Annotated in this window: 26 protein-coding genes; 21 read left to right on the forward strand and 5 right to left on the reverse strand. The window is 60.4% G+C overall.

Features of this window, described 5'->3' with window-relative positions:
- Nucleotides 1-3 precede the first annotated feature (3 nt).
- Complete coding sequence (ilvN, locus tag G6K99_RS10930; protein ID WP_062456299.1) at nt 4-576, forward strand: acetolactate synthase small subunit; 573 nt, start codon at nt 4-6, stop codon at nt 574-576.
- A gap of 30 nt (nt 577-606) precedes the next feature.
- On the forward strand, nt 607-1,617 hold the full coding sequence (locus tag G6K99_RS10935) for a capsular biosynthesis protein (RefSeq protein WP_174196543.1): 1,011 nt from the start codon (nt 607-609) through the stop codon (nt 1,615-1,617).
- Here G6K99_RS10935 and G6K99_RS10940 read toward each other — a convergent pair.
- Nucleotides 1,614-2,456: an aldo/keto reductase gene (locus G6K99_RS10940; RefSeq protein ID WP_174196544.1), complete on the reverse strand. Its 843-nt coding sequence runs from the start codon at nt 2,454-2,456 to the stop codon at nt 1,614-1,616. The two genes, G6K99_RS10935 and G6K99_RS10940, sit on opposite strands and share 4 nt — an antisense overlap.
- A 196-nt stretch (nt 2,457-2,652) precedes the next feature.
- Here G6K99_RS10940 and nthA point away from each other — a divergent pair, with 196 nt between their 5' ends.
- The 6 genes from nthA (at nt 2,653) to G6K99_RS10970 (ending at nt 6,216) form a co-directional block, all read left to right on the forward strand.
- Complete coding sequence (gene nthA, locus G6K99_RS10945; RefSeq protein WP_174196545.1) at nt 2,653-3,306, forward strand: nitrile hydratase subunit alpha; 654 nt, start codon at nt 2,653-2,655, stop codon at nt 3,304-3,306.
- Nucleotides 3,303-3,962, forward strand: coding sequence for a nitrile hydratase subunit beta (gene nthB, locus G6K99_RS10950; protein WP_174196546.1), 660 nt, complete (start codon nt 3,303-3,305; stop codon nt 3,960-3,962). Before nthA ends, nthB begins: the two co-directional genes overlap by 4 nt.
- A complete protein-coding gene (locus tag G6K99_RS10955; RefSeq protein WP_174196547.1) occupies nt 3,949-4,338 on the forward strand; it encodes a nitrile hydratase accessory protein in 390 nt (129 codons plus the stop codon). The genes nthB and G6K99_RS10955 overlap by 14 nt, the downstream gene beginning before the upstream one ends.
- A 45-nt stretch (nt 4,339-4,383) precedes the next feature.
- Entirely contained in the window at nt 4,384-4,572 is a 189-nt protein-coding gene (locus G6K99_RS10960; RefSeq protein WP_174196548.1) for a type II toxin-antitoxin system HicA family toxin, read from the forward strand.
- 3 nt (nt 4,573-4,575) lie between these two features.
- A complete protein-coding gene (locus tag G6K99_RS10965; RefSeq protein WP_174196549.1) occupies nt 4,576-5,007 on the forward strand; it encodes a type II toxin-antitoxin system HicB family antitoxin in 432 nt (143 codons plus the stop codon).
- 84 nt (nt 5,008-5,091) lie between these two features.
- Nucleotides 5,092-6,216, forward strand: coding sequence for an ATP-dependent RecD-like DNA helicase (locus tag G6K99_RS10970; RefSeq protein WP_062581019.1), 1,125 nt, complete (start codon nt 5,092-5,094; stop codon nt 6,214-6,216).
- Between the two features lie 6 nt (nt 6,217-6,222).
- Here G6K99_RS10970 and G6K99_RS10975 read toward each other — a convergent pair whose 3' ends face one another.
- On the reverse strand, nt 6,223-6,939 hold the full coding sequence (locus tag G6K99_RS10975; RefSeq protein WP_174196550.1) for a MerR family transcriptional regulator: 717 nt from the start codon (nt 6,937-6,939) through the stop codon (nt 6,223-6,225).
- A gap of 340 nt (nt 6,940-7,279) precedes the next feature.
- On the opposite strand from G6K99_RS10975, the gene G6K99_RS10980 reads away from it, so the two are divergent.
- Nucleotides 7,280-8,032: a pyridoxine 5'-phosphate synthase gene (locus G6K99_RS10980; protein WP_174196551.1), complete on the forward strand. Its 753-nt coding sequence runs from the start codon at nt 7,280-7,282 to the stop codon at nt 8,030-8,032.
- A 277-nt stretch (nt 8,033-8,309) separates the two neighbouring features.
- Nucleotides 8,310-9,575: an FAD-dependent oxidoreductase gene (locus G6K99_RS10985; protein ID WP_174196552.1), complete on the forward strand. Its 1,266-nt coding sequence runs from the start codon at nt 8,310-8,312 to the stop codon at nt 9,573-9,575.
- 52 nt (nt 9,576-9,627) lie between these two features.
- On the opposite strand, the gene G6K99_RS10990 is transcribed toward G6K99_RS10985, so the two are convergent.
- Together G6K99_RS10990 and G6K99_RS10995 are read right to left on the reverse strand one after the other, a co-directional pair.
- Nucleotides 9,628-10,572, reverse strand: coding sequence for a GNAT family N-acetyltransferase (locus G6K99_RS10990; RefSeq protein ID WP_371816183.1), 945 nt, complete (start codon nt 10,570-10,572; stop codon nt 9,628-9,630).
- A gap of 85 nt (nt 10,573-10,657) precedes the next feature.
- Nucleotides 10,658-11,542 (reverse strand): SDR family oxidoreductase, encoded by an 885-nt coding sequence (locus G6K99_RS10995; protein WP_174196553.1) that lies wholly within the window; start codon nt 11,540-11,542, stop codon nt 10,658-10,660.
- A 117-nt stretch (nt 11,543-11,659) separates the two neighbouring features.
- Here G6K99_RS10995 and G6K99_RS11000 point away from each other — a divergent pair, with 117 nt between their 5' ends.
- Nucleotides 11,660-12,067: a helix-turn-helix domain-containing protein gene (locus G6K99_RS11000; RefSeq protein WP_174196554.1), complete on the forward strand. Its 408-nt coding sequence runs from the start codon at nt 11,660-11,662 to the stop codon at nt 12,065-12,067.
- A gap of 51 nt (nt 12,068-12,118) precedes the next feature.
- Here the strand turns inward: G6K99_RS11000 and G6K99_RS11005 are convergent, their stop codons facing one another.
- A complete protein-coding gene (locus tag G6K99_RS11005) occupies nt 12,119-13,168 on the reverse strand; it encodes an NAD(P)-dependent alcohol dehydrogenase (RefSeq protein WP_062457989.1) in 1,050 nt (349 codons plus the stop codon).
- Between the two features lie 189 nt (nt 13,169-13,357).
- Between G6K99_RS11005 and G6K99_RS11010 the strand changes: the two genes are divergently transcribed.
- The 10 genes from G6K99_RS11010 (at nt 13,358) to G6K99_RS11055 (ending at nt 22,200) form a co-directional block, all read left to right on the forward strand.
- A complete protein-coding gene (locus G6K99_RS11010; RefSeq protein ID WP_113165430.1) occupies nt 13,358-14,263 on the forward strand; it encodes an AraC family transcriptional regulator in 906 nt (301 codons plus the stop codon).
- Between the two features lie 166 nt (nt 14,264-14,429).
- On the forward strand, nt 14,430-15,080 hold the full coding sequence (locus tag G6K99_RS11015; RefSeq protein WP_062581008.1) for a TetR/AcrR family transcriptional regulator: 651 nt from the start codon (nt 14,430-14,432) through the stop codon (nt 15,078-15,080).
- 39 nt (nt 15,081-15,119) lie between these two features.
- Nucleotides 15,120-16,139 (forward strand): ketol-acid reductoisomerase, encoded by a 1,020-nt coding sequence (gene ilvC, locus G6K99_RS11020; protein WP_062456348.1) that lies wholly within the window; start codon nt 15,120-15,122, stop codon nt 16,137-16,139.
- 194 nt (nt 16,140-16,333) lie between these two features.
- Complete coding sequence (locus tag G6K99_RS11025) at nt 16,334-16,651, forward strand: septum formation initiator family protein (protein ID WP_062581006.1); 318 nt, start codon at nt 16,334-16,336, stop codon at nt 16,649-16,651.
- Nucleotides 16,652-16,834: 183 nt separating this feature from the next.
- The gene (pdhA, locus tag G6K99_RS11030; RefSeq protein ID WP_062456352.1) at nt 16,835-17,893 is read left to right on the forward strand and encodes a pyruvate dehydrogenase (acetyl-transferring) E1 component subunit alpha; all 1,059 of its coding nucleotides are present in this window, start codon (nt 16,835-16,837) and stop codon (nt 17,891-17,893) included.
- Between the two features lie 19 nt (nt 17,894-17,912).
- On the forward strand, nt 17,913-19,352 hold the full coding sequence (locus G6K99_RS11035) for a pyruvate dehydrogenase complex E1 component subunit beta (protein ID WP_174196555.1): 1,440 nt from the start codon (nt 17,913-17,915) through the stop codon (nt 19,350-19,352).
- Between the two features lie 25 nt (nt 19,353-19,377).
- A complete protein-coding gene (locus tag G6K99_RS11040) occupies nt 19,378-19,656 on the forward strand; it encodes a hypothetical protein (protein ID WP_162728313.1) in 279 nt (92 codons plus the stop codon).
- Nucleotide 19,657: 1 nt separating this feature from the next.
- Nucleotides 19,658-21,055: a pyruvate dehydrogenase complex dihydrolipoamide acetyltransferase gene (locus G6K99_RS11045; RefSeq protein ID WP_174196556.1), complete on the forward strand. Its 1,398-nt coding sequence runs from the start codon at nt 19,658-19,660 to the stop codon at nt 21,053-21,055.
- Between the two features lie 78 nt (nt 21,056-21,133).
- The gene (locus tag G6K99_RS11050) at nt 21,134-21,559 is read left to right on the forward strand and encodes an endonuclease domain-containing protein (protein ID WP_174196557.1); all 426 of its coding nucleotides are present in this window, start codon (nt 21,134-21,136) and stop codon (nt 21,557-21,559) included.
- Nucleotides 21,560-21,561: 2 nt separating this feature from the next.
- Nucleotides 21,562-22,200, forward strand: a complete 639-nt coding sequence (locus G6K99_RS11055) for an SGNH/GDSL hydrolase family protein (RefSeq protein WP_062580993.1) — start codon at nt 21,562-21,564, stop codon at nt 22,198-22,200.
- Nucleotides 22,201-22,205: the final 5 nt, after the last annotated feature.

A 22,205-nucleotide genomic window follows, 5' to 3' on the forward strand; every position in this document is an offset into this window, starting at 1 on the left:
ACCATGAATGCACATCAGCAGCCGACCGGTTCTGCCTACTTCTTCCAGCCGGAAACGGCCAAGGTCGAGAGCCACACGCTTTCGGTTCTCGTCAGCAACGAGCCGGGGGTTCTTGCCCGCGTCATCGGGCTTTTCTCCGGCCGCGGCTACAATATCGAAAGCCTGACGGTTTCGGAGACCGAGCATGAAGCGCACCTATCGCGCATCACGATCGTCACCAACGGAACGCCGACCGTGCTTGAGCAGATCAAAGCGCAGCTCGAGCGCATCGTGCCTGTCCACCGGGTTCTCGACCTGACGGTCCGGGCCCGCGATCTCGGCCAGGACCGGCCGATCGAGCGGGAAGTGGCACTGCTCAAGGTCGTCGGCCACGGCGACCAGCGGGCCGAGGCCTTGCGTCTCGCCGACGCGTTCCAGGCGAAGGTCGTGGACGCGACGATCGAGCACTTCATCTTCGAGATCACCGGCAAGTCGTCGAAGATCGATCAGTTCGTGGCGGTCATCCGGCCACTCGGCTTGATCGAGATCTGCCGCACGGGCATCGCTGCGATGAACCGCGGCTCGCAGGGCATGTAAGTGTCGGGCCGCGGCGCCGGGGATACTCCATTGCAAAAGGACTGGCTGCCGAAACCTGGAACGCGCATCGGTGCGACCTTCTATGTCCGGCAGTCGCAGCCCTTTCTGCGGCATTACTTCGGCGTCGAGGCACTTGAACCGACGCTTCGGCCGGGGATCGGTGGGATCGTTCTGTGGGGCGGTCGCGTCCCGGCAAAGGCGGCGCGGCTGATTGCTGCGTTGCGCGGGCTGCCGAGTTGGTATCTGGAAGACGGGTTCTTGCGCTCGGTCGGGCTCGGCAAGCAAAACGCGCTGCCGATTTCGATCCAGATCGACGACCTCGGCATGCCGGTAAGAGCATCCGCTCCCTCACGCCTGGAAACGGTGATCGCGGCTTCCGCCGACGATTGGAACGCCGCGTCTCTGGGTGGAGACATCCGCGCCGCGCTGGTGCGTGAAAAGCTGTCGAAATACAACAACCTTCCGCACCGGGAACCAAAGCTCGATAAATCCGCGAGGAAGCGGATCCTGCTCGTGGACCAGGTGTTCGGCGACGTCTCGGTGCCGATGGCGGGCGGCTCGCCAGACAGTTTCTCGCGGATGCTCAAAGATGCGATCGCGAGCGGTGCACAATGCGTGGTGCGCACCCATCCGGATGTGATGGCCGGCTTCCGCAAGGGCTATCTGACCGAACAGGCAGCGAAAGCGTCCGGCGTGATTCTCCTGTCGGATGCAGTCTCGGTTCCCTCCATTCTCGATGTGGTGGATGAAGTCTGGACGGTCTCCAGCCAGTTCGGGCTGGACGCGCTCCTGCGCGAAAAGCCCGTGCGGTGTTATGCCGGTCCGTTCTATGCGGGCTGGGACCTGACCGAAGATCACCTCGGTGAGGGCGCGCAGGCCACGCTGTCTCGTCGGACCGCCCGTCCCACCATCGATCAGCTGGCAGCGGCAGCCTTCGGCCTCTACCCGGTCTATCGCGACACGAAGAGCTTTGCCGAAATCGACGTGTTTACCGCGATCGAGACGCTCGTCGCCGAGCGTCGTCAGCTAGACCTCGACTAGAGCATTTCCAGCGGCTGCTTGCGTTCCGGCGGCGGGAAGGCGGCGTCGAGCGCTTCCCAGTCCTCGTCGCTGATCTCAAGGTCCGCAGCACCGGCATTTTCCTCGACGCGCGACGCCGTCGAGGATTTTGGAATGGCGATCACCTTGTCCCGCTCCAGCAGGAAAGCGAGCGCCACCTGTGCCGGCGTTGCCTGGTAGGCTTTGGCGATGCGGATCAGTTCCGCATTGCGCAGGATCCGTCCCTGTTCGATCGGGGAATAGGCCATGACCGGAATCTCGTGCTCCTGGCACCAGGGCAAGAGATCGTATTCGATGCCGCGGCGCGACAGATTGTAGAGGACCTGATTGGTCGCGCAGTTGCGCCCATCCGGCACCTCCATCAGTTCCTCCATGTCGGCGATGTCGAAATTGGAGACACCCCAGGCGCCGATCTTGCCGTCGCGGCGCAGTTCCTCGAACCCGGCGACGGTTTCTTCGAGCGGATGCTCGCCGCGCCAGTGCAGAAGGTAAAGGTCGAGCCGATCCGTTTTCAACCGTTCGAGACTGGCCTCGCAGGCCTCGATCACACCGCGGCGGCTGGCATTCCAGGGATAGACCTTGCTGACCAGAAACACCTCGTCGCGTCGGCCTTCGATGGCTTTTCCTGTCAGCTCTTCCGAAGCGCCTTCGCCATACATTTCCGCCGTGTCGATCAGCGTCATGCCAAGGTCGAGGCCGCGGCGCAGACTTTCGATCTCGGCCTTCGCGTCGTTCGGGGACTCGCCCATCTTCCAGGTTCCAAGACCAAGCGCTGGAACCGAGATGCCGGAGGGCAGGGTGACGGTTGGAATATCAGGCATCTTCGACCTCGCTGATGAGTGATCTGATGTCAGATAAGGCGCTCTGCCGTGATGCCAAGCCTCCGGTTCGTCCGGTGGCGGCAAAGGCTTGCCGGGCATGAGGAAGGCGCATACGCTGAACCGACGACGACAACGTTTGCATCTCCTCGATGCGGACGCTGGAAAAGGTATTCCGCAGCGATCATGAGGTCCGGCCATGCACGACGATCACGAGACCGATCACCACGACCACCATGGCCACGCTCACAGTCACTTTCACGACCACGACAACCGCTACACCGACATGCAGGCGCGGGTAAGGGCGCTTGAAACGGTGCTGGTCGAAAAGGGCCTGATTGATCCGAAAGCGGTCGATGCGATCGTCGAGACCTACGAGACGAAGATCGGGCCGAAGAACGGCGCCCGCGTGGTAGCGAAAGCATGGAGCGATCCGGTGTTTGCGGACTGGCTGAAGGCAGATGCCACGGCGGCGATCGCCAGCCTCGGCTATACCGGCCGCCAGGGTGAGCATATGCGCGCCGTATTCAACACGCCGGGTACCCATAACCTCATCGTCTGCACGCTCTGCTCCTGTTATCCGTGGGCGGTGCTTGGCCTGCCGCCGACCTGGTACAAGGCCCCGGCCTATCGCTCCCGTGCGGTGATCGATCCGCGCGGCGTGCTGGCCGAATTCGGCTTGGCTCTTCCCAAGGAGACGAAGATCCGCGTTTGGGATTCGACGGCCGAACTGCGCTACCTCGTCATTCCGGAACGACCTGACGGGACGGACGGGCTCGACGAGGCAGCGCTTGCCGCACTGGTCAGCCGAGACGCGATGATCGGCACGGCGATCGCAGGGGTGCCGTCATGAACGGCCCGCACGACCTTGGCGGCCAGATGGGGTTCGGCCCGGTGGCGCCTCAAAGCAACGAACCCTATTTCCATGCGGACTGGGAGCGCCGCGCGCTGGGCCTGACGCTGTCCTGCGGAGCATTCGGTGCGTGGACTATCGATGAAAGCCGGCATGCTCGCGAGAATATTCCACCGGCAAGCTATCTCTCGGCCAGCTATTACGAGATCTGGACCCGGGCGCTGGAAGTGCTTCTGGAACGGCACGGTTTTGCGACCAGCGCGGAAATTGCCTCGGGCACAAAACAGGTCGAACCGGCGGTGCCCAAACGCATCTTGAAAGCCGAGATGGTTGCGGGCGTGCTTTCCAAAGGCGGGCCGTGCGACCGGCCGCTGGAGACAAGGCCTGCCTTTGCCGCGGGCGATCGTGTCCGCACGAAAAACTTCAACCCGGAGACCCACACGCGATTGCCGCGTTACGCACGCGCCAAGACCGGCGTGGTGGAGGCTGTGCAGGGCGCTTTCGTGTTCCCGGATGACAATGCCCATGGCAAGGGCGAGAACCCGCAATGGGTCTATACCGTCGTTTTCGATGCGGCTGAAATCTGGGGCGAGGGCGCCGATCCGACGCTGACGGTCTCCATCGACGCCTGGGAGAGCTATCTTGAGCGCTTCTGAACATAGATGCGATAGCAAAACCGACCTTGCGCATTCGCCGGGCTTGCCGGTGTCACTGGAGGGTGATCCGCTCTTTCCCGAGCCCTGGGCGGCCGAAGCCTTCGCGATGACCGTGCACCTGCACGAGCGCGGCGTGTTTACTTGGCCGGAATGGGCAGCGGCATTGTCGCGCCAGGTCCATCAGCCCGGCAGGGCAGACGATGGAAGCGATTATTTCGACTGCTGGGTGGCAGCGCTATGCGACCTCCTCGAAGAGAAACGTGTCGCCGACGAAGCGACGATCCTTAACCTACAGCAAAGCTGGCAGCGCGCGGCGGAAGCCACGCCGCATGGCATGCCGATCGAGCTGAGGAACGATCCGCACCGACAGAGTTGAAAACAGGCATCTTGAAAATACACATCAAGTGTGTATAGATAGCCCATGAAGAGTGGCGACATCATCTCTGCGTTGAAGGCTGATGGCTGGTACGAGGTCGCCAGGAAGGGCAGTCATGTCGAGTTCAAGCATCCAAGGAAGCTTGGTCGGGTAACTGTCCCTCACCCTAAGCGAGATATTCCAGTCGGAACGCTCAAGAGCATCGAGAAGCAAGCCGGACTAAATTTGAGGTAAGCCATGCGCAATTATATCGCACTGATTCATAAGGATGCCGACAGCGATTTCGGCGTTTCCTTCCCGGATTTCCCCGGCGTCGTTACCGCTGGTCGGGATCTGGACGAGGCGCGGCGCATGGCTGAGGAAGCGCTGGCGTTGCATGTCGAAGGATTGCTGGAAGATGGCGATGCCATTCCTGAACCGGCTTCGCTTGATGCCGTGATGGAAAACCAGGACAACAGGGACGGTGTTGCGATTCTTGTTTCTCTAAAGACCGAGGGCAAAAAGGCTGTTCGCATCAACATCACGCTTCCCGAAGACATGCTCGCCTCGATCGACGCTTTCGCCGAGGCGAATGGATTTACCCGATCCGGCTTTCTCGCCCGTGCAGCCAAGCATGAGATGGAGTCCGCCGAGTCGGGCAATGTCCGGAAGTTGGCGCTGGGCGCCTGAACCAGCTTCCTTCATCCCCGGCTTCCATTCATCTTTCGTTCTTTTCAGTTGCGCTGACGGGCAGAATCCTGCCAAGTCGCGGCCATGCAATTTGCGCCGCAACAAGACGAGGCCTTGAAGGCCGTTTCGAAATGGCTGAAGGAAGGCCGTAGCCAGGTTTTCCGTTTGTTCGGGTATGCGGGCACGGGCAAGACGACGCTTGCCAAGCATTTCGCCGAGCACGTCGATGGCGACGTGCTGTTTGCCGCGTTTACCGGCAAGGCGGCGCAGGTGCTGCGGTCGCGCGGCGCGCGCAATGCCAAAACCATCCACTCGCTGATCTATCGCCCCCGGGGCGAGGAAGAGGTTGAAAACGAGGAAACCGGCAAGACTTCCGTGTCGCCGATGTTTTCGATCAACCGCCAGAGCCCGCTCACCAAGGCCGCTTTGATCGTCATCGATGAATGCTCGATGGTAGACGAACAGCTTGGGCGTGACCTCTTAAGCTTCGGCACGCCTGTTCTGGTTCTGGGTGATCCCGGCCAGCTGCCGCCGGTCACAGGCGGCGGGTTCTTTACCGAACAGGAACCGGACTATCTGCTGACCGATATCCATCGCCAGGCGCAGGACAACCCGATCATCCAGCTCGCCATGACCGTGCGCGAAGGCAAGGAGATCATGCGTGGCGACTACGGCAAGGCGAAGGTCATCTCCCGCAACGAGGTGACGCAGGAACTGGTGATGGAGGCCGATCAGGTTCTGGTCGGAACCAACCGGACCCGCAAGCGCTACAACCAGCGCCTTCGCGAACTGAAGGGCTTTACCGCCGATTACCCACAGTCCGGCGACAAGCTGGTCTGCCTTCGCAACGATCAGGTCAAGGGCCTTTTGAACGGGTCTCTGTGGCAGGTGATGAGTTCGTCGCGAGAAACCGTCAAGCCCGGTATCAACCTGATGATCCGCCCGGAAGACGACGACATGGATCGCGGTGCAGCCAAGATCAAGCTGCTGAAGACTGCGTTTGAGAGCGACGAGGAAATTCCGTGGTCGACACGCAAACGCTATGACGAGTTCGATTACGGCTATGCGCTGACCGTCCACAAGGCGCAGGGTTCACAGTGGCAGAACGTCGTTCTGTTCGACGAGAGTTTTGCCTTTCGCGATACGCGGGAGCGCTGGCTCTACACGGCGATCACCCGCGCTGCCGAAACGCTGACGATCGTCCGCTAGAGCGGTTCAGTTGAGGACGACACCGGCAACCAGTGCCTTGGCGATAGCCTGAAAACGGTTGCTCGCCTCGAACTTGTCGATCAGCGCGATCTCGATTCGGCGCATTTCGTCGAGATCAATCTCAAGCTCGCGGGCTATCCTTGATGCGGAATATCCATCGCTCATCAACGAGAGGCATCGGCGTTCGATATCGGCAAGCGGCGGACAGGCTGCAGTCCGGCTGGTCTCGGCACGGTCGTCGGTGTCCTGCGACACCAAGGTCTCGATCTGCTGCATCTGCCGCCGGATCTGGGAGATCTCTGCGGTCATCTCCCGTTTGCGTTGTTGAAGTGCGGTACTGAAGATGTCGTCGGCCTTGGCCTGGCTGGCGGCTCCTGCCAGCTCCGCCAGAAGGTCCTGGATCATCACGATGCCGATGCCGACCTCGCGGCAGGCCGTGATAACTGCCATGCGACGGATCTGATCTGATGCGTAAACCCGCATCGGGGCCGTTCCGCGTCCCGTTGCACGGCCTGCGACCAGCAGCCCTTTTTCCTCGTAGAAATGCAGTGTCCGGTGCGTTACGCCGAACAGGTCCGCCACGTCGGCAATCGGCACAGGCTGATCCGGCAGCTCGAACGGCAACTGGATTTGCGGGAAAAATCTGATCGCCAGGAATTCCGGCGACAACAGGCAGGAGGGCTGGGAAGTCTGGCTCGGTGCATCAAACAGGTCGCTTCGCATCGGATCCTTCGGTCGCTACCTGGTCCTGCTCGATTGCATCCACAGGCCGCTTTATGCGTCATGATGAGCGGATGATCTTCGGTGAAAGGAATGCGGACCCGATTGATCGTGACAGCAGAATTCGCCTCGCCGGCCTCATGTGCCGCATCTTGCCGACTTGGCGAATTCTGCATGAAGACAACGTACGTAAAGTTTTAACGATTACTACTCCGGATTTTTGTAGATTATAATATGCTTACGTATCGGAAAGATCTATTTTCTACGTAATGTTCCCAAACGGTGGTCAACACGCTGCGCATGTCCTAAAAGCAGGCTGACATTTCTCGCTTCGGACGCTGCCATGACCACTACGCTCTCCGTCAATCTCAATGCTGTCGCCATGCTCCGCAATCGCCGCGATCTTCCGTGGCCGAGCGTTGAAGCTTTGGGGCGGATTGCGTTGCAGGCCGGGGCATCCGGACTGACGGTTCATCCGCGTCCCGACCAGCGCCATATCCGCTTTTCCGATCTGCCGGTTTTGCGCGCCCTGATCGACGACGAATTCCCGGATGCAGAATTCAACATCGAAGGCTATCCGAGCGAGGATTTTCTGGCGCTGTGCGAACGTATCCAGCCGGAGCAGGTGACATTGGTGCCTGACGATCCGGCCCAGGCGACGTCCGACCACGGTTTCGATTTCCGTGCGACAGGCGAAATGTTGAAGCCGATTGTGGCGCGCTTGAAAAAGGGCGGCATGCGGGTTTCGCTGTTTGCCGATGGTGACGGCGATGTCGAAGCGGTGGCGCTTGCCAAGGCGACCGGTGCCGATCGGATCGAACTTTATACCGGTCCCTATGGCGGCTGTTTCGACAATCCGGAACGCGGCATCGAATTTCTCGAGCTGTTGGGAAGGACTGCGGATGCTGCATTGGCGCACGGCCTTGGCGTCAATGCCGGGCACGACCTGACGGTCGACAATCTCCCCGCGCTGGTGAAGCGCATTCCGGCGCTTGCCGAAGTCTCGATCGGCCACGGGCTGACGGCCGATGCGCTGGAATACGGAATGGCCGAGACGGTGCGTCGTTTCTGCCGCGCCTGCGGTCAGACGATCTAACTGAACCCGCAGCCGCGGTTCTCTCTTCGACCATGAGGCTGTCAGCGTCTGGTGCCGTCACGGCAGGCTTGTCACCGCGTGAAGGCGACGGGTCGGATGCTGACCCCACGCGGCGCTATCGAGCGCCTGAATGCCTTGCATCAGGCGGCTCCCTGCCTTGCACAAAAGGCAGATGGACAAAGTGCCGCAGTTCCGTTGACTGAGAACTTGATTAAGACCTGCATCATATTGCGCTGCAGCATTTCATTGTCATTCGTCATTCGGGGAAGCATCCATCGTGAGCAAGCATAGAGTTGTCGTCGTCGGGGGAGGTTTCGGGGGATTGCAAACGGTGCATGGGCTGAAAGGTGCCGATGCCGACATCACGCTGATCGATCGTCGCAACCATCATCTGTTCCAGCCGCTCCTCTATCAGGTCGCGACGACGGTGCTCGCCACGTCGGAAATAGCATGGCCGATCCGCAGGCTGTTCCGCGATCGGCGCGATGTCACGACGGTGCTCGATGAGGTTCTCGGAATCGACAAGGGTGCGAAGACGGTGAAGCTCGCGTCCGGCCGTACGGTGCCCTATGATACGCTGGTTCTTGCAACCGGCGCACGCCACGCCTATTTCGGCCGCGACGAATGGGAAAGTGTCGCGCCCGGCCTGAAGACGTTGGAGGATGCGACGACATTGCGCCGCCGCATCCTGCTCGCATTCGAGCGGGCAGAGATGGCGGAAAAGACGTCGGAGCTGGATTCCGAGCTGACATTCGCGATCATCGGCGCCGGTCCAACAGGCGTGGAAATGGCCGGCATGATCGCGGAACTCGCGAACAAGGTGCTGCCAAAGGAATTCCGCAAGATCGACACGACCCGCACACGGGTGATGCTGATCGAGGCAGGTCCACGCGTGCTGCCGGCTTTCACCGAGGATCTGTCGGCTTACACGAAGACGGCGCTCGAAAAGCTCGGCGTCGAGGTTCATACCGGCAAGCCCGTCACCGCGATCACCGAGGAAGGCGTCACCGTTGGCGACGCGTTCATTCCCTGCAAGACGGTGATCTGGGCAGCCGGTGTTCAGGCATCGCCCGCAGCGCGTTGGATCGGCGCGTCGGCGGACCGGGCAGGGCGCGCCGTCGTCGGTCCGGATCTGTCAGTCCCCGAGCAGCCCGAGATCTTTGTCATCGGCGATACCGCGCTGGTCTCGCAGGACGACGGCAAGCCGGTGCCCGGCATCGCGCCGGCCGCCAAGCAGCAGGGCGAGTACGTCTCGAAGGTGATCAAGACGCGGCTCGCCGGCAAGCCTGTGCCTGCGGCGTTCCACTATCGCCACCAGGGCAGTCTCGCAACCATCGGCAAGCGTGCGGCGGTGATTGATTTCGGCAAGTTCAAGCTGACCGGCGGACTTGCCTGGTGGATCTGGGGGCTTGCCCATATCTACTTCCTGATCGGCACGAGATCACGCGCCGCCGTTGCCTGGAGCTGGCTGTGGATTTATCTGTCCGGCCAGCATAGCGCGCGGCTGATCACCCAGAAGGAAACGCTGAAGGACGAGTCCTGATCGCCTGGCGGGGTATGGATCCTCGGGCGTGATCCAGGGATTCAGCACGATCTCAGACATCGGTGCATTGAGCGTTCGTCAGATCGAGTTCCCAGGTCTGGCCAATGCATTCCGGGCCGAACATCGCGTGTCTCTCCTCGGCGACAAGCGTGAAGCCGGTGGCCTCGTAGATGTGGAGGGCAGCCTTCAGCACGTCATTGGTCCACAGCGACAGCTTGGCATAGCCTGCCGCCTTCGCGAAGGCGATGCAGTGCTCGACAAGGGTCCTGCCAAGGCCGAGGCCACGGCCTGCAGGATCGACATAAAGGACGCGCAGCTTGGCGATGTTTTCGCCAGCGTCAGCGACCAGAACCGAGCCTATGCGCTGTCCGTCTCTTTCGGCAATCCAGCACCGCTCCCTGTCCGGATTGAAGTTCTGGATGAACCGTCCCGCCACCTCGGCGACGAGACCTTCGAACCGGTCGTTCCACCCGTATTCCCGCGTATAGGCAACCGCCTGCGCCTCAATCAGCCAGCCCATGTCGCCGGTTCGGTGTTCACGGATCACGACCGGTGCCGTGGAGCGCTCTGTGGTTGCCAGGATGCCGTGGATGGTAGCCATCGCGGTGACCAATCTGTCTCGATCACCGTCGCTGACGCCGGAAAGCTCGCGGGCGATCTGCGCTCTCGATCGCGTGCCGAGCATTTCGTATTCCGCTTTCCCCGGCGCGGTAATCGTCAGGATTTGACTGCGCCGGTCCAACGGGTCGGGTTCGCTCTCGAGAAAGCCTGCTTCGCGGAATTTCTTCAGGATGCGGCTGAGATAGGCAGGATCGAGCCCGAGTTCACGGTTGAGCTCGGTGGCCGAAATCCTTTGGCGCGCACCGATCTCGTAGAGGATACGCGCTTCCGTCAGCGTGTGGTCGGTATCGAGGTATCCCTTTGAAAGCACGCCGAGCTTGTTGGTGTAGAAGCGGTTGAAGGCGCGGATTGCCTCGAAGGTCTCTGCTTTAGAAATGATGATCCTCCCATTCAGGAGGATAGATGTTCCGGTATTTAGTTGACTGAGTCAACTAAATACCGGAACTAGGTCGCCTGTTGTCTTACGCGGTGAGGTCGGCCTTGCGGCTGTCGAAATAGGACGCAAGCGATTGGGGCTTTGCACCCGTCAGCGTCTCGTAATCGTCGGTCACCAGATCGAAGTTGCCCGCCCTGATATTGGCATCGGCGGATACGAGCATCTTGATCAGGAAGTCGGGAAGCCCCGCATTGGCCATTCCGCCCGCAAGTTGCTCCTCGGTGACCTTGACGACCGCAAGCGTCTTGCCTGTGACCTTCGAAACCAGTGCTGCGATGTCGTCCGCGCCGAGGCTTTCCGAGCCCGTCAATGTCACCGTCCTGTTGCCGGCCGGGGGATTGGCGAGCGCTGCTGCGGCGGCGCGGGCGCAGTCATCGCGTGAGATGTTGGAAAGCTTGCCGTCGCCCATGGCCGTGTACCAGGTGCCGGTCGCGAGGTTATGCGGCATCGACATCAGATAATTGTCGCCGTACCAGGCGTTGCGCAGGATCGTGTAGGACAGCCCCGTCGCCTTGATGGCCTCCTCGGTGCCGAGATGATCCGGCGCGAAGCTCACCAGCGATCTGTCCGGGTTCGGCATCGATGTGTAGATGAGGTGCTTGACGCCGGCCTTTTCAGCAGCGGCAACGGCAGCCTTGTGCTGCTTGAGGCGACCGCCCGGCGTGGCGAGATCATCGGTCGAGATGATCAATACGCGATCGATCCCTTTGAACGCCTCTACCAGCCCGGCTTCGTCGGTGAAATCCGCCTTGCGGGTTTCGATACCCTTGGCCGCAAGCTCCGACAGTTTGGACGGATCGCGGCTTGCGGCAACGATATCGCCTGCGGAAACCTTCGATGTCTCCAGGAGGTGATGAAGAACGGCGCGGCCGAGCTGACCGGCGGCACCGGTGATGAGAAGTTTGGTCATCCTGCGTTTCCTATCTCTATAAGTCTCAAAAAGAGACCAGCACTAGAATAGGAATTGACGGTCTCCTGTAAAGGAGGCAGGTTTGAGGGAGATCGTTACCAAAAGGGAACCACCGCGATGGCCGTTACCGCACGCAAGCCGACGCTGGCTGAGCGACCCTGTGACACCTCGACCTGGGATGCCGGGAACTGTCCGGTCCGGGACGTGATGAACCAGATCGCAGGCAAGTGGTCGACGCTCATTCTTCAGGCGCTTTCGGAAAAGCCGTACCGGTTCGGCGAGCTGCGGCGGCTTGTGCCCGATATTTCCCAGCGGATGCTGACGCAGACGCTGCGGGATCTGCAGCGCGACGGTTACATCGATCGGCAGGTGTTTCCGACCAAGCCGCCAAGCGTCGAATACCGGATGACGCCGCTAGGCTACTCGCTGTTTGAACCACTCTCGGCAGTGCTTGCGTGGGCGGCAAGCAACCACGCCAACGTCAGGGCGGCACGGTCGAAGTTCGACGCGAGCGATCTTCGCTAACACAAAGGGCGGCCCGAAGACCGCCCTTGTCATTCCACTCTACCAAACGGATCAGGCGTCGAGCGATGCCATGTCGATGACGAAGCGGTAGCGCACGTCGCTCTTCAGCACGCGCTCATAGGCTTCGTTGACATCCTGGATCTTGATCATCTCGATTTCCGAAACGATGTCGTGCTTGCCGCAGAAATCCAGCATGTCCTGGGTTTCCTTGATCGAGCCGATCATCGAACCCGACAGGCTCTTGCGGCCCGGGATCAGCGAGAAGGCATGAACCGGGATCGCATGCTCCGGTGCACCGACAATGACCATCGAGCCGTTGACCTTGAGCAGGCCGAGATAGGCGTTCCAGTCGATCGCCACGCCTGCCGTGCAGATGATCAGATCGAATGTGCCGGCAAGCTTGGTGAAGGTTTCCGCGTCGCTCGTCGCGTAATATTCCTTGGCGCCGAGCTTCAGGCCGTCTTCCTTCTTGGAAAGGCCCTGCGAGAGGACGGTGATATCAGCGCCCATCGCGGAACCGATCTTGACACCCATATGGCCGAGACCGCCCATGCCGACGATCGCGACCTTCTTGCCAGGGCCAGCCTGCCAATGGTGGAGCGGCGAATAGAGCGTGATACCGGCGCACAGCAGCGGAGCGGCAGCGTCGAGCGGAAGATTGTCCGGGATCGACAGGACATAGCCTTCCTTGACGACGATGTGATCGGAATAGCCGCCCTGGGTGGCCGCATTGCCGTTCAACGTATCCACGTCGTTATAGGTCTGGACGAGGCCTGGCATATACTGCTCGTTGTCGACATCACGCGCTGCGCAGCCGACGCAGCTATCGACGAAGCAGCCGACGCCGACGCGGTCGCCGACCTTGAATTTGGTGACGGCCGAACCGACGGCGGTAACGATGCCGGCGATCTCGTGACCGGGAACGATCGGGTAGACGGCGTTCTTCCATTCGTTGCGGACGGTATGGATGTCGGAATGGCAGATGCCGGCAAATTTGATATCGATCACCACGTCATCTTCGTTCGGCTCGCGGCGCTCGAAGGTAAACGGTGTGAGCGGCTTGGTGGCGTCGGTCGCGGCATAGCCTCGTGCAATAGCCATGGAAAACTCCATTCATTTTCAGTTGAAATCAACTGCCGGACTATGCCGATCCGTCGTCACAAGCGTTAGATCGATCCTGCAAGCTTCTTGCACGATCCTACAAATTCCGTTTTCGGATACTACCTCTGTCTTGTGCCTGATATGGATTTGCCATGTCAGTGCCGGAACGCGCGACGGTGGTAAGACTTCATGACAATTTCCTTCATGCCCTATCAGGAACTGACGGCACTCGCTGCCCGGCATGCAGTCGAAGGCAATGATGGCACGACTGCGATCGAAGGGTTGCGGCTGCACCGATGTTCGGCTCCAACAGCGCCGCTTCATACGGCCTATTCTCCCAGTTACACGCTGGTCCTACAGGGCTCCAAGAGCCTGACGCTTGGCCGTGAGACGTATCGCTATGGCGTTGGTCAGTATCTTCTGACATCACTCGATCTGCCCGTCGCGTCCTGGGTGGTGGAGGCCAGCGGCGATATTCCCTACTACTGCCTCTGCCTCGATCTGAAGATGGAGCGGCTGCACGAATTGTTCGACCGTATCAACTTCCAGCCAGACTCTCTGGCAAGCGAGGGATACCGCGGGCTGACGGTCAACCATGCGTCGCCTGATCTGATCGATGCGACAACCAGACTGGTGCGGTTGCTCGATACGCCATCCGATATCGCTGCGATGGTGCCGCTTATCGAACAGGAGATCTTCTACCGCCTGCTGACCTCGCCCGATGGGCCAAGGCTTGTCCATATGGCCATGTCGGAAACGCAGAGTTCCAGAATCGCACGCGCCGTCAGTTGGTTGCGATTAAATTTCCATCGTCCGCTCAAGATCGAGGATCTGTCGGATCACGTGGGAATGAGCCCGTCCTCGTTCCACCATCACTTTAAGGCCGTGACGGCTCTCACGCCTGTCCAGTTCCAGAAGCATCTCCGCCTTCACGAGGCGCGCCGGTTGATGCTGGTCGACGGGCTGGATGCAGGCAATGCCGGCCACCGCGTCGGTTACCAGAGCCCGTCCCAGTTCAGCCGCGAATATGGCCGTCTCTACGGCATGTCGCCGAGCCGTGACATCAGCGCAGTGCGTGAGCCGTCCGCCGGCTGACGCGGATTAGCGAGAGTTCTCTCCCGGCTTGGCCGACCAAACTCTTCCCGCATCTTATTCGCATGACCTGCCAGAAGCACTTGACGGGCATGTGAAATCATTTATACCGGCAGAACCGTACCGTACGGTACTTCAGAGGTGAGCCGTGAGAACCGAAACCGCAGACATGCCCGACTTTTCGCCGCGCCAGAACGAGGTTCTGGAGCAGGCGCTGCGTCTGCTCGTCGAAGGCGGTGAGAAGGCGCTCACCACATCCGGGCTTGCACGGGCTGCAAGCTGCTCGAAGGAAAGCCTCTACAAGTGGTTCGGTGACCGCGAAGGCCTGCTGGCGGCGATGATCGCGCATCAGGCCGCCAAGGTCCGCACGTTCGAGCGGTCCGGCGAGCGGCTGAGTGCCGAGCTTTTGCGGGATCATCTCGAACTTTTTGCACGCGATCTGCTGGAGGTTTTATCCGGCGATGTGTCGCTGGCGCTCAACCGGCTGGCGATCGGCCAGTCGGGACCGGGTGCCGGACCGAACGGATCCAAGCTCGGCAAGCTGCTGGTCGAGCATGGCCGCCGCCAGATCGATCGTCGCGCAATGGCGCTGATCGATGCGGGCAAACGGGTAGGGCTCCTGCGGTTCGACAACGCGGATGCCGCCTATCATACGCTTTACGGCCTGATCGTCTCCGACCTGCATGTCCGCATGCTGCTCGGCGAACCCGGGCTGAAGGATACTGCACGCCAGGCGGAAAGAGCCATCGATGCCTTTCTGTCGCTGTATCGCACCGAGAAACAGCCGCTGGAGGTGTCACGCACCTCCGCGGCCCGCTAATCATCAACAACAGTTACGTTCATAGGGAAGGAACATACGATGCGCGTTTATTACGATCGGGATGCTGATCTCAATCTCATCAAGTCCAAGAAGGTTGCCATCATCGGTTACGGTTCGCAGGGTCGCGCCCACGCGCTGAACCTGAAGGACAGCGGTGCCAGCAATGTCGTCATCGCCCTGCGTGCCGATTCGCCGACCGTAAAGAAGGCCGAAGCCGATGGCTTTAAGGTCATGACCGTTGCCGAAGCTGCCGCCTGGGCAGATCTGATGATGATGGCGGCTCCCGACGAGCTGCAGGCAGACATCTACAAGGCCGACATCGCCGGCAACATTCGCGACGGCGCTGCCATCGCTTTCGCCCACGGCCTCAACGTCCATTTCGGCCTGATCGAGCCGAAGGCTTCCGTCGACGTCGTCATGATCGCACCAAAGGGCCCAGGCCATACGGTTCGCGGCGAATATCAGAAGGGCGGCGGCGTTCCTTGCCTCGTTGCCATCGACCAGAACGCGTCGGGCAATGCGCTTGAGATCGCTCTCTCCTACGCTTGTGGCGTTGGCGGCGGCCGGTCCGGCATTATCGAGACCACGTTCAAGGAAGAGTGCGAAACCGATCTGTTCGGCGAACAGGCTGTTCTCTGCGGCGGTCTCGTCGAACTGATCCGCGCCGGTTTCGAAACGCTGGTCGAAGGCGGATATGCGCCTGAGATGGCCTATTTCGAATGCCTGCACGAAGTGAAGCTGATCGTCGACCTGATCTATGAAGGCGGTATCGCCAACATGAACTACTCGATCTCCAACACGGCCGAGTGGGGCGAATACGTCACCGGTCCGCGCATCATCACCGCCGAGACAAAGGCCGAGATGAAGCGGGTTCTGACCGATATCCAGACTGGCAAGTTCACGTCCGACTGGATGCAGGAATACCGTGCCGGTGGCGCCCGCTTCAAGGGCATCCGCCGTATGAACGACAAGCACCAGATCGAGGAAGTCGGCACCAAGCTTCGCGCCATGATGCCATGGATCGGCAAGAACAAGCTGGTTGACAAGGCCGTCAACTAAGCGATTGTTGCAGATTGAAACGGAGGCCGGAGCCAAAAGCTCCGGCCTTTCGCATTTCTGGGTGACGTCGAGCGGGTGAAGTCGCCGGTCGAGGCTCCCCGGTCAACCATTGCTTAAGCAAGTTCTGCGATTCTCTCTCGCAGTTCGGATCGATCCTGATCCAGTTTAGCGTAATGGGTAGGCGTCTCGTGAGCATGTGGACCAAGCATCACAAGAAAAGAAAATTCGGTCGTTTCGTCCTGCCTGCCATCACGATCGCATTCGTTTCCTATTTCGGATATCATTCCGTGCATGGCGAACTCGGGCTGATCGCGACGGAGAAATTCGAGAAGCGGCGGATCGAGCGGGTTGCCGAACTGACAAGGCTGACCGACGGTCGCAAGGCGTTGGAGCGTCAGGTCCAGCTGATGAGCGACGGGTCTCTCGAGAAGGACATGCTCGACGAGATCGCCCGCTACCAGCTCAACGTCTCCAAGCGCGACGAGATCGTCATCTTCAACAACTACTTCTAAATTAACCAAAAGCTGGTTAATTTCACAATTCAGCAACGATATCAGTGATTTAATTTGGATGTGAGCCATGCAATTATGGCATTGCTGGTCCGTGCTTTCTTCCCTATGTTACGCTCCGAAACCAGGGTGCGTCATTTTGACATGATGTCCCCTTTATAAAGAGCAGCACACAGGGAGGGATCGATGGCGCAAGCTAAAACCGCGTCTACGTCCGGCCGCAAAACGGCGGCAAAGTCTGCAACCCAGAACGTTTCAAAGGATTTTACCGGCAAGAATATGTCGGACTTCGGCAAGGATGACGAGCTGCACGCGTATCGCGAAATGCTGCTCATCCGCCGCTTCGAGGAAAAGGCCGGCCAGCTTTACGGCATGGGCTTCATCGGTGGTTTCTGTCACCTCTACATCGGCCAGGAAGCTGTCGTCGTCGGCATGCAGATGGCGCAGAAAGAGGGCGATCAGGTCATCACCGCCTATCGTGATCACGGCCATATGCTGGCAACCGGCATGAGTGCCCGTGGCGTGATGGCGGAACTGACGGGGCGTCGCGGCGGCTATTCCAAGGGGAAGGGCGGCTCGATGCACATGTTCTCCAAGGAAAAGCAGTTCTACGGCGGCCACGGCATCGTCGGCGCGCAGGTGTCTCTCGGCACCGGTCTTGCCTTCGCCAATGCCTATCGCGGCAATGACAGCGTATCGGTCGCCTATTTCGGCGATGGCGCTGCCAACCAGGGTCAGGTCTACGAGAGCTTCAACATGGCTGCTCTCTGGAAGCTCCCGATCGTCTACATCGTCGAGAACAACCGTTATGCGATGGGCACATCGACCGCCCGCGCGACGGCGCAGTCGAACTATTCGCTGCGCGGCTCCGGCTTCGGCATTCCCGGCATCCAGGTGGATGGCATGGATGTGCGCGCCGTCAAGGCCGCCGGCGACGAGGCGCTCGCTCACTGCCGTTCCGGCAAGGGTCCGATCATTCTCGAAATGCTGACCTACCGCTACCGTGGTCACTCGATGTCCGACCCGGCGAAGTATCGCTCCAAGGAAGAAGTGCAGAAGATGCGCTCCGAGCAGGATCCGATCGAACAGGTGCGTCTGCGCATCCTCGACGGTGGCTGGGCGACCGAGGACGAACTGAAGGCGATCGACAAGGATATCCGTGACGTGGTCTCGGATTCTGCAGATTTTGCCCAGAACGATCCGGAGCCGGATGTATCCGAGCTCTACACCGACATTCTGCTCTGATCGCGGGGAGGGAACCTCAATGCCAATCGATATCCTGATGCCCGCGCTTTCTCCCACGATGGAAGAAGGCACGCTCAGCAAGTGGCTGAAAAAAGAGGGTGACAAGGTCACCTCCGGCGACGTGATCGCCGAAATCGAGACCGACAAGGCGACCATGGAAGTGGAAGCTGTGGATGAAGGCGTGATCGGCAAGCTGCTGATCGAGGCCGGCACCGAGAACGTCAAGGTCAACACCAAGATCGCAATCCTGCTTGCCGAAGGCGAAACCGCCGACGACATGAAGGCTGACAAGCCTGCACAGGAAAGCGCGCCCCAGGCGGATGCTCCGAAGGCCGATGCAGACACTCCGGCGGCGACCTCCGATGCGGCCGGCGGCAAGGCCCGCGAAGCCAAGGACGAGACACCTGCTGACGCCAAGGTTCCGGCCCAGCCGAAGATCGAAATTGCTGCCGATCCGGACATTCCGGCCGGCACCGAAATGGTGATGACCACGGTTCGCGAAGCGCTTCGCGATGCCATGGCCGAAGAAATGCGTCGCGATGGCGATGTGTTCGTGATGGGTGAGGAAGTCGCCGAATACCAGGGCGCCTACAAGATCACGCAAGGCCTGTTGCAGGAATTCGGCGCGCGTCGCGTCGTCGATACGCCGATCACCGAACACGGCTTTGCCGGCGTCGGCGTCGGTGCTGCAATGGCCGGCCTGAAGCCGATCGTCGAGTTCATGACGTTCAACTTCGCCATGCAGGCGATCGACCACATCATCAACTCGGCTGCCAAGACGCTCTACATGTCCGGCGGCCAGATGGGTGCGCCGATCGTGTTCCGTGGTCCGAACGGCGCCGCTGCCCGCGTTGGCGCACAGCACAGCCAGGACTATGCCGCTTGGTACAGCCAGATCCCGGGCCTCAAGGTCGTCATGCCCTATACGGCTGCCGATGCGAAGGGTCTTCTGAAGGCTGCGGTCCGCGATCCGAACCCGGTCATCTTCCTGGAAAACGAGATCCTCTACGGGCAGCAGTTCGAAGTGCCGAAGCTGGACGATTTCGTCCTGCCGATCGGCAAGGCGCGTATCCACAAGACCGGCAAGGACGTGACGGTCGTGTCCTTTGGCATCGGCATGGCCTATGCCACGAAGGCGGTTGCCGAACTCGAGAAGGACGGCATCGATGTCGAACTGATCGATCTTCGCACCATCCGTCCGATGGACCTGCCGACCGTGATCGAATCGGTGAAGAAGACCGGTCGTCTTGTGACCGTCGAGGAAGGCTATCCGCAGTCGTCGGTTGGTACCGAAATTGCCACCCGCGTGATGCAGCAGGCCTTCGACTATCTCGATGCGCCGATCCTGACGATCGCCGGCAAGGACGTGCCCATGCCTTACGCCGCCAACCTTGAAAAGCTGGCGCTGCCGAATGTCGGTGAAGTCGTTCAGGCGGTTAAGACCGTCTGCTACAAGTAAGGATCCGGTTATGCCGAAATCTTCTGTGAAGCAGATTCTGCCGGTTTCCGGTTCTTGGTTCCGAGTGATCGGCACCAAGAACAACCCGGTCTTTGAAAGAATTGTGTTCTGGGCCTTGGTCAAGACCGAAGACACCGAGGTGATCGTCGGTGTCCCGCGCGAAGAGATTGGCGTGATTGGTGCCGTAGACGGCTGGCTTGAAGACGTTGCCGGTTACATCGAAGTGACGCCTGAGGACGTCACCCGGCTGACGGAACATCCTGACGAACTTGCCCAGTTTGAACTTGTGTGGGCGGAGGATTAACATGCCTATCAACATCACCATGCCTGCCCTGTCGCCGACCATGGAGGAGGGCAACCTCGCCAAGTGGCTGGTCAAGGAAGGCGATACGGTCAAGTCCGGCGACGTGATCGCCGAAATCGAGACCGACAAGGCGACGATGGAAGTCGAAGCCGTCGACGAAGGCGTTGTCGCCAAGCTGGTGGTTCCGGCCGGCACCGAAGGCGTCAAGGTCAACGCCCTGATCGCCATCCTTGCGGTCGACGGCGAAGATGTTTCGGCTGCCGCTTCCGGCGGCGAGGCTCCGAAGGCTGAAGCCCCGAAGGCAGATGCTCCGAAGGCTGAAGCAGCTCCTGCGGAGAAGGCGTCCGAAGCGCCGAAGTCCGAAGCCAGTTCCGACAAGCCGCTGACGGATGCCGCTCCGGCACCGTCGACGCCTGCTCCGAAGGCAGAAGACGGCAAGCGTGTGTTTTCGTCGCCGCTCGCCCGTCGTATGGCCAAGGAAGCCGGTCTTGATCTCACCGGTGTTACCGGCACCGGTCCCCATGGGCGTGTCGTCAAGGCCGATATCGAGAAGGCCGCCGCTTCCGGTGGTGCAAAGTCTGCTCCGTCTCAAGCGACTTCGGCAACGGCTGGTGCCGCACAGGCTGCAGCCGCGCCGATGGCAAAGGGTCCGTCGGACGACAACATCATGAAGCTGTTTGCGGAAGGCTCGTACGAGCTTCTGCCGCATGACGGCATGCGCAAGACGATTGCCTCGCGCCTGACCGAGTCGACCCAGACGGTTCCGTCGTATTTCGTTTCGATGGATTGCGAACTCGATGCCATGCTCAAGCTGCGCGCCGAGATCAATGCGTCCGCGCCGGTGAAGAAGACGGAAAAGGGTGAGGTTCCGGCCTTCAAGCTTTCCGTCAATGACTTCATCATCAAGGCGATGGCGCTGGCGCTGCGGGATGTTCCCATGGCAAACGCCTCCTGGACGTCTTCTGCCCGCGTCCTGCACAAGCATGCGGATGTCGGCGTCGCCGTGTCGATCCCGGATGGTCTGATCACTCCGATCGTCCGCAAGGCCGAGACGAAGACGCTTTCGGTCATCTCCAACGAGGTCAAGGACCTTGCCAAGCGGGCCCGCGACAAGAAGCTGAAGCCGGAAGAATACCAGGGCGGCACCACGTCGGTGTCAAACCTCGGCATGTTCGGTGTCTCCAACTTCACGTCGATCATCAACCTGCCGCAGGCCTCGATCGTCTCCATTGGCGCCGGTGTCGAAAAGCCGATCGTTCGTGGCGGCAAACTCGAAGTCGGCACTGTGATGACGGCAACCTTTGCCTTCGACCACCGAGTCATCGACGGGGCGCTCGGCGCAGAGCTGGCCTCGGCCTTCAAGCGCTACATCGAAAGCCCGATGGGCATGCTGGTTTAAGAAATCTCCCTCCCCCTTGCGGGGAGGGTGTCCGCGTCAGCGGACGGGTGGGGGTTGGTCTGTCGGCGGAGGCGCTGCATGGCATGGAATCGAGAGAAGCCAAATCCACCCCGTCCCGCTGCTGCGCGGAATGCTTCGCGATTGCGAAAAGCGATGACCGATGCGGAACGCCGTCTCTGGACGGCGCTTCGTGGCGAAATGTCTAAGTTACCTGGAACGCATTTTCGCCGGCAGATGGCGATTGGTCCTTATGTTGCGGATTTTGTCTGTCTGGGGCGGCGATTGATCATCGAAGTTGATGGAAAAATTCACGATGATCGGGATCAACGTCTTCGCGATGCTGACCGGAATTCCTATCTTGAGGGTCAGAACTTTCGCGTGCTGCGCTTCTCGAACAGTGACGTGATGTTGGATGTGCCCTGGGTGCTGAAACTGATCGCGGCGGCAACGGCCACCCCCACCCCTGGCCCCTCCCCACAAGGGGGCGGGGAAAGAGAGACATGACTATGAAAACCGTTCTCTGCTTCGGCGACAGTCTCACCTGGGGATATGACCCCATCGGTCCCGGCCGTCACGCGTTCGAGGATCGCTGGACGAGCGTGCTCGGCGCCGCACTCGGAGACGAGGTCACGGTGATTGCCGAGGGCCTGAACGGGCGCACGACAGGCTATGATGATAACCTCGCCGATTGCGATCGCAACGGCGTCAGAAATTTTCCGACCGTCCTCCACACCCACATGCCGCTTGATCTGGTCGTCATCATGCTCGGCACCAACGACATGAAGCCAGTGATCGCCGGCACGGCGCATGCGGCGCGGGCCGGGATCCAGCGGCTGGTCGCTTTGATCCGGCACCACGAATGGTCGTTCGACTATGATGCACCTGACGTGCTGATCGTTTCGCCGCCACCACTTTGCGAGACCGGAGATCCGATCTTTTCGGCGATGTTCCAGGGCGGGATCGAGCAGTCGTCGATGCTGGCCTCGCTGTACCGCGATCTCGCCGACGAGCTCGGGTGCGGCTTCTTCGATGCAGGATCGGTCGCAAAGACCAGCCCGCTCGATGGTGTGCACCTGACGGCGGAAGACACCCGCGCCATCGGTCGTGGGCTTGAGCCGATCGTCCGGATGATGCTCGGCATCTGACCCAA

The sequence above is a fragment of the Neorhizobium sp. AL 9.2.2 genome, from assembly GCF_013317225.1.
Taxonomy (GTDB): Bacteria; Pseudomonadota; Alphaproteobacteria; order Rhizobiales; family Rhizobiaceae; genus Neorhizobium; species Neorhizobium soli.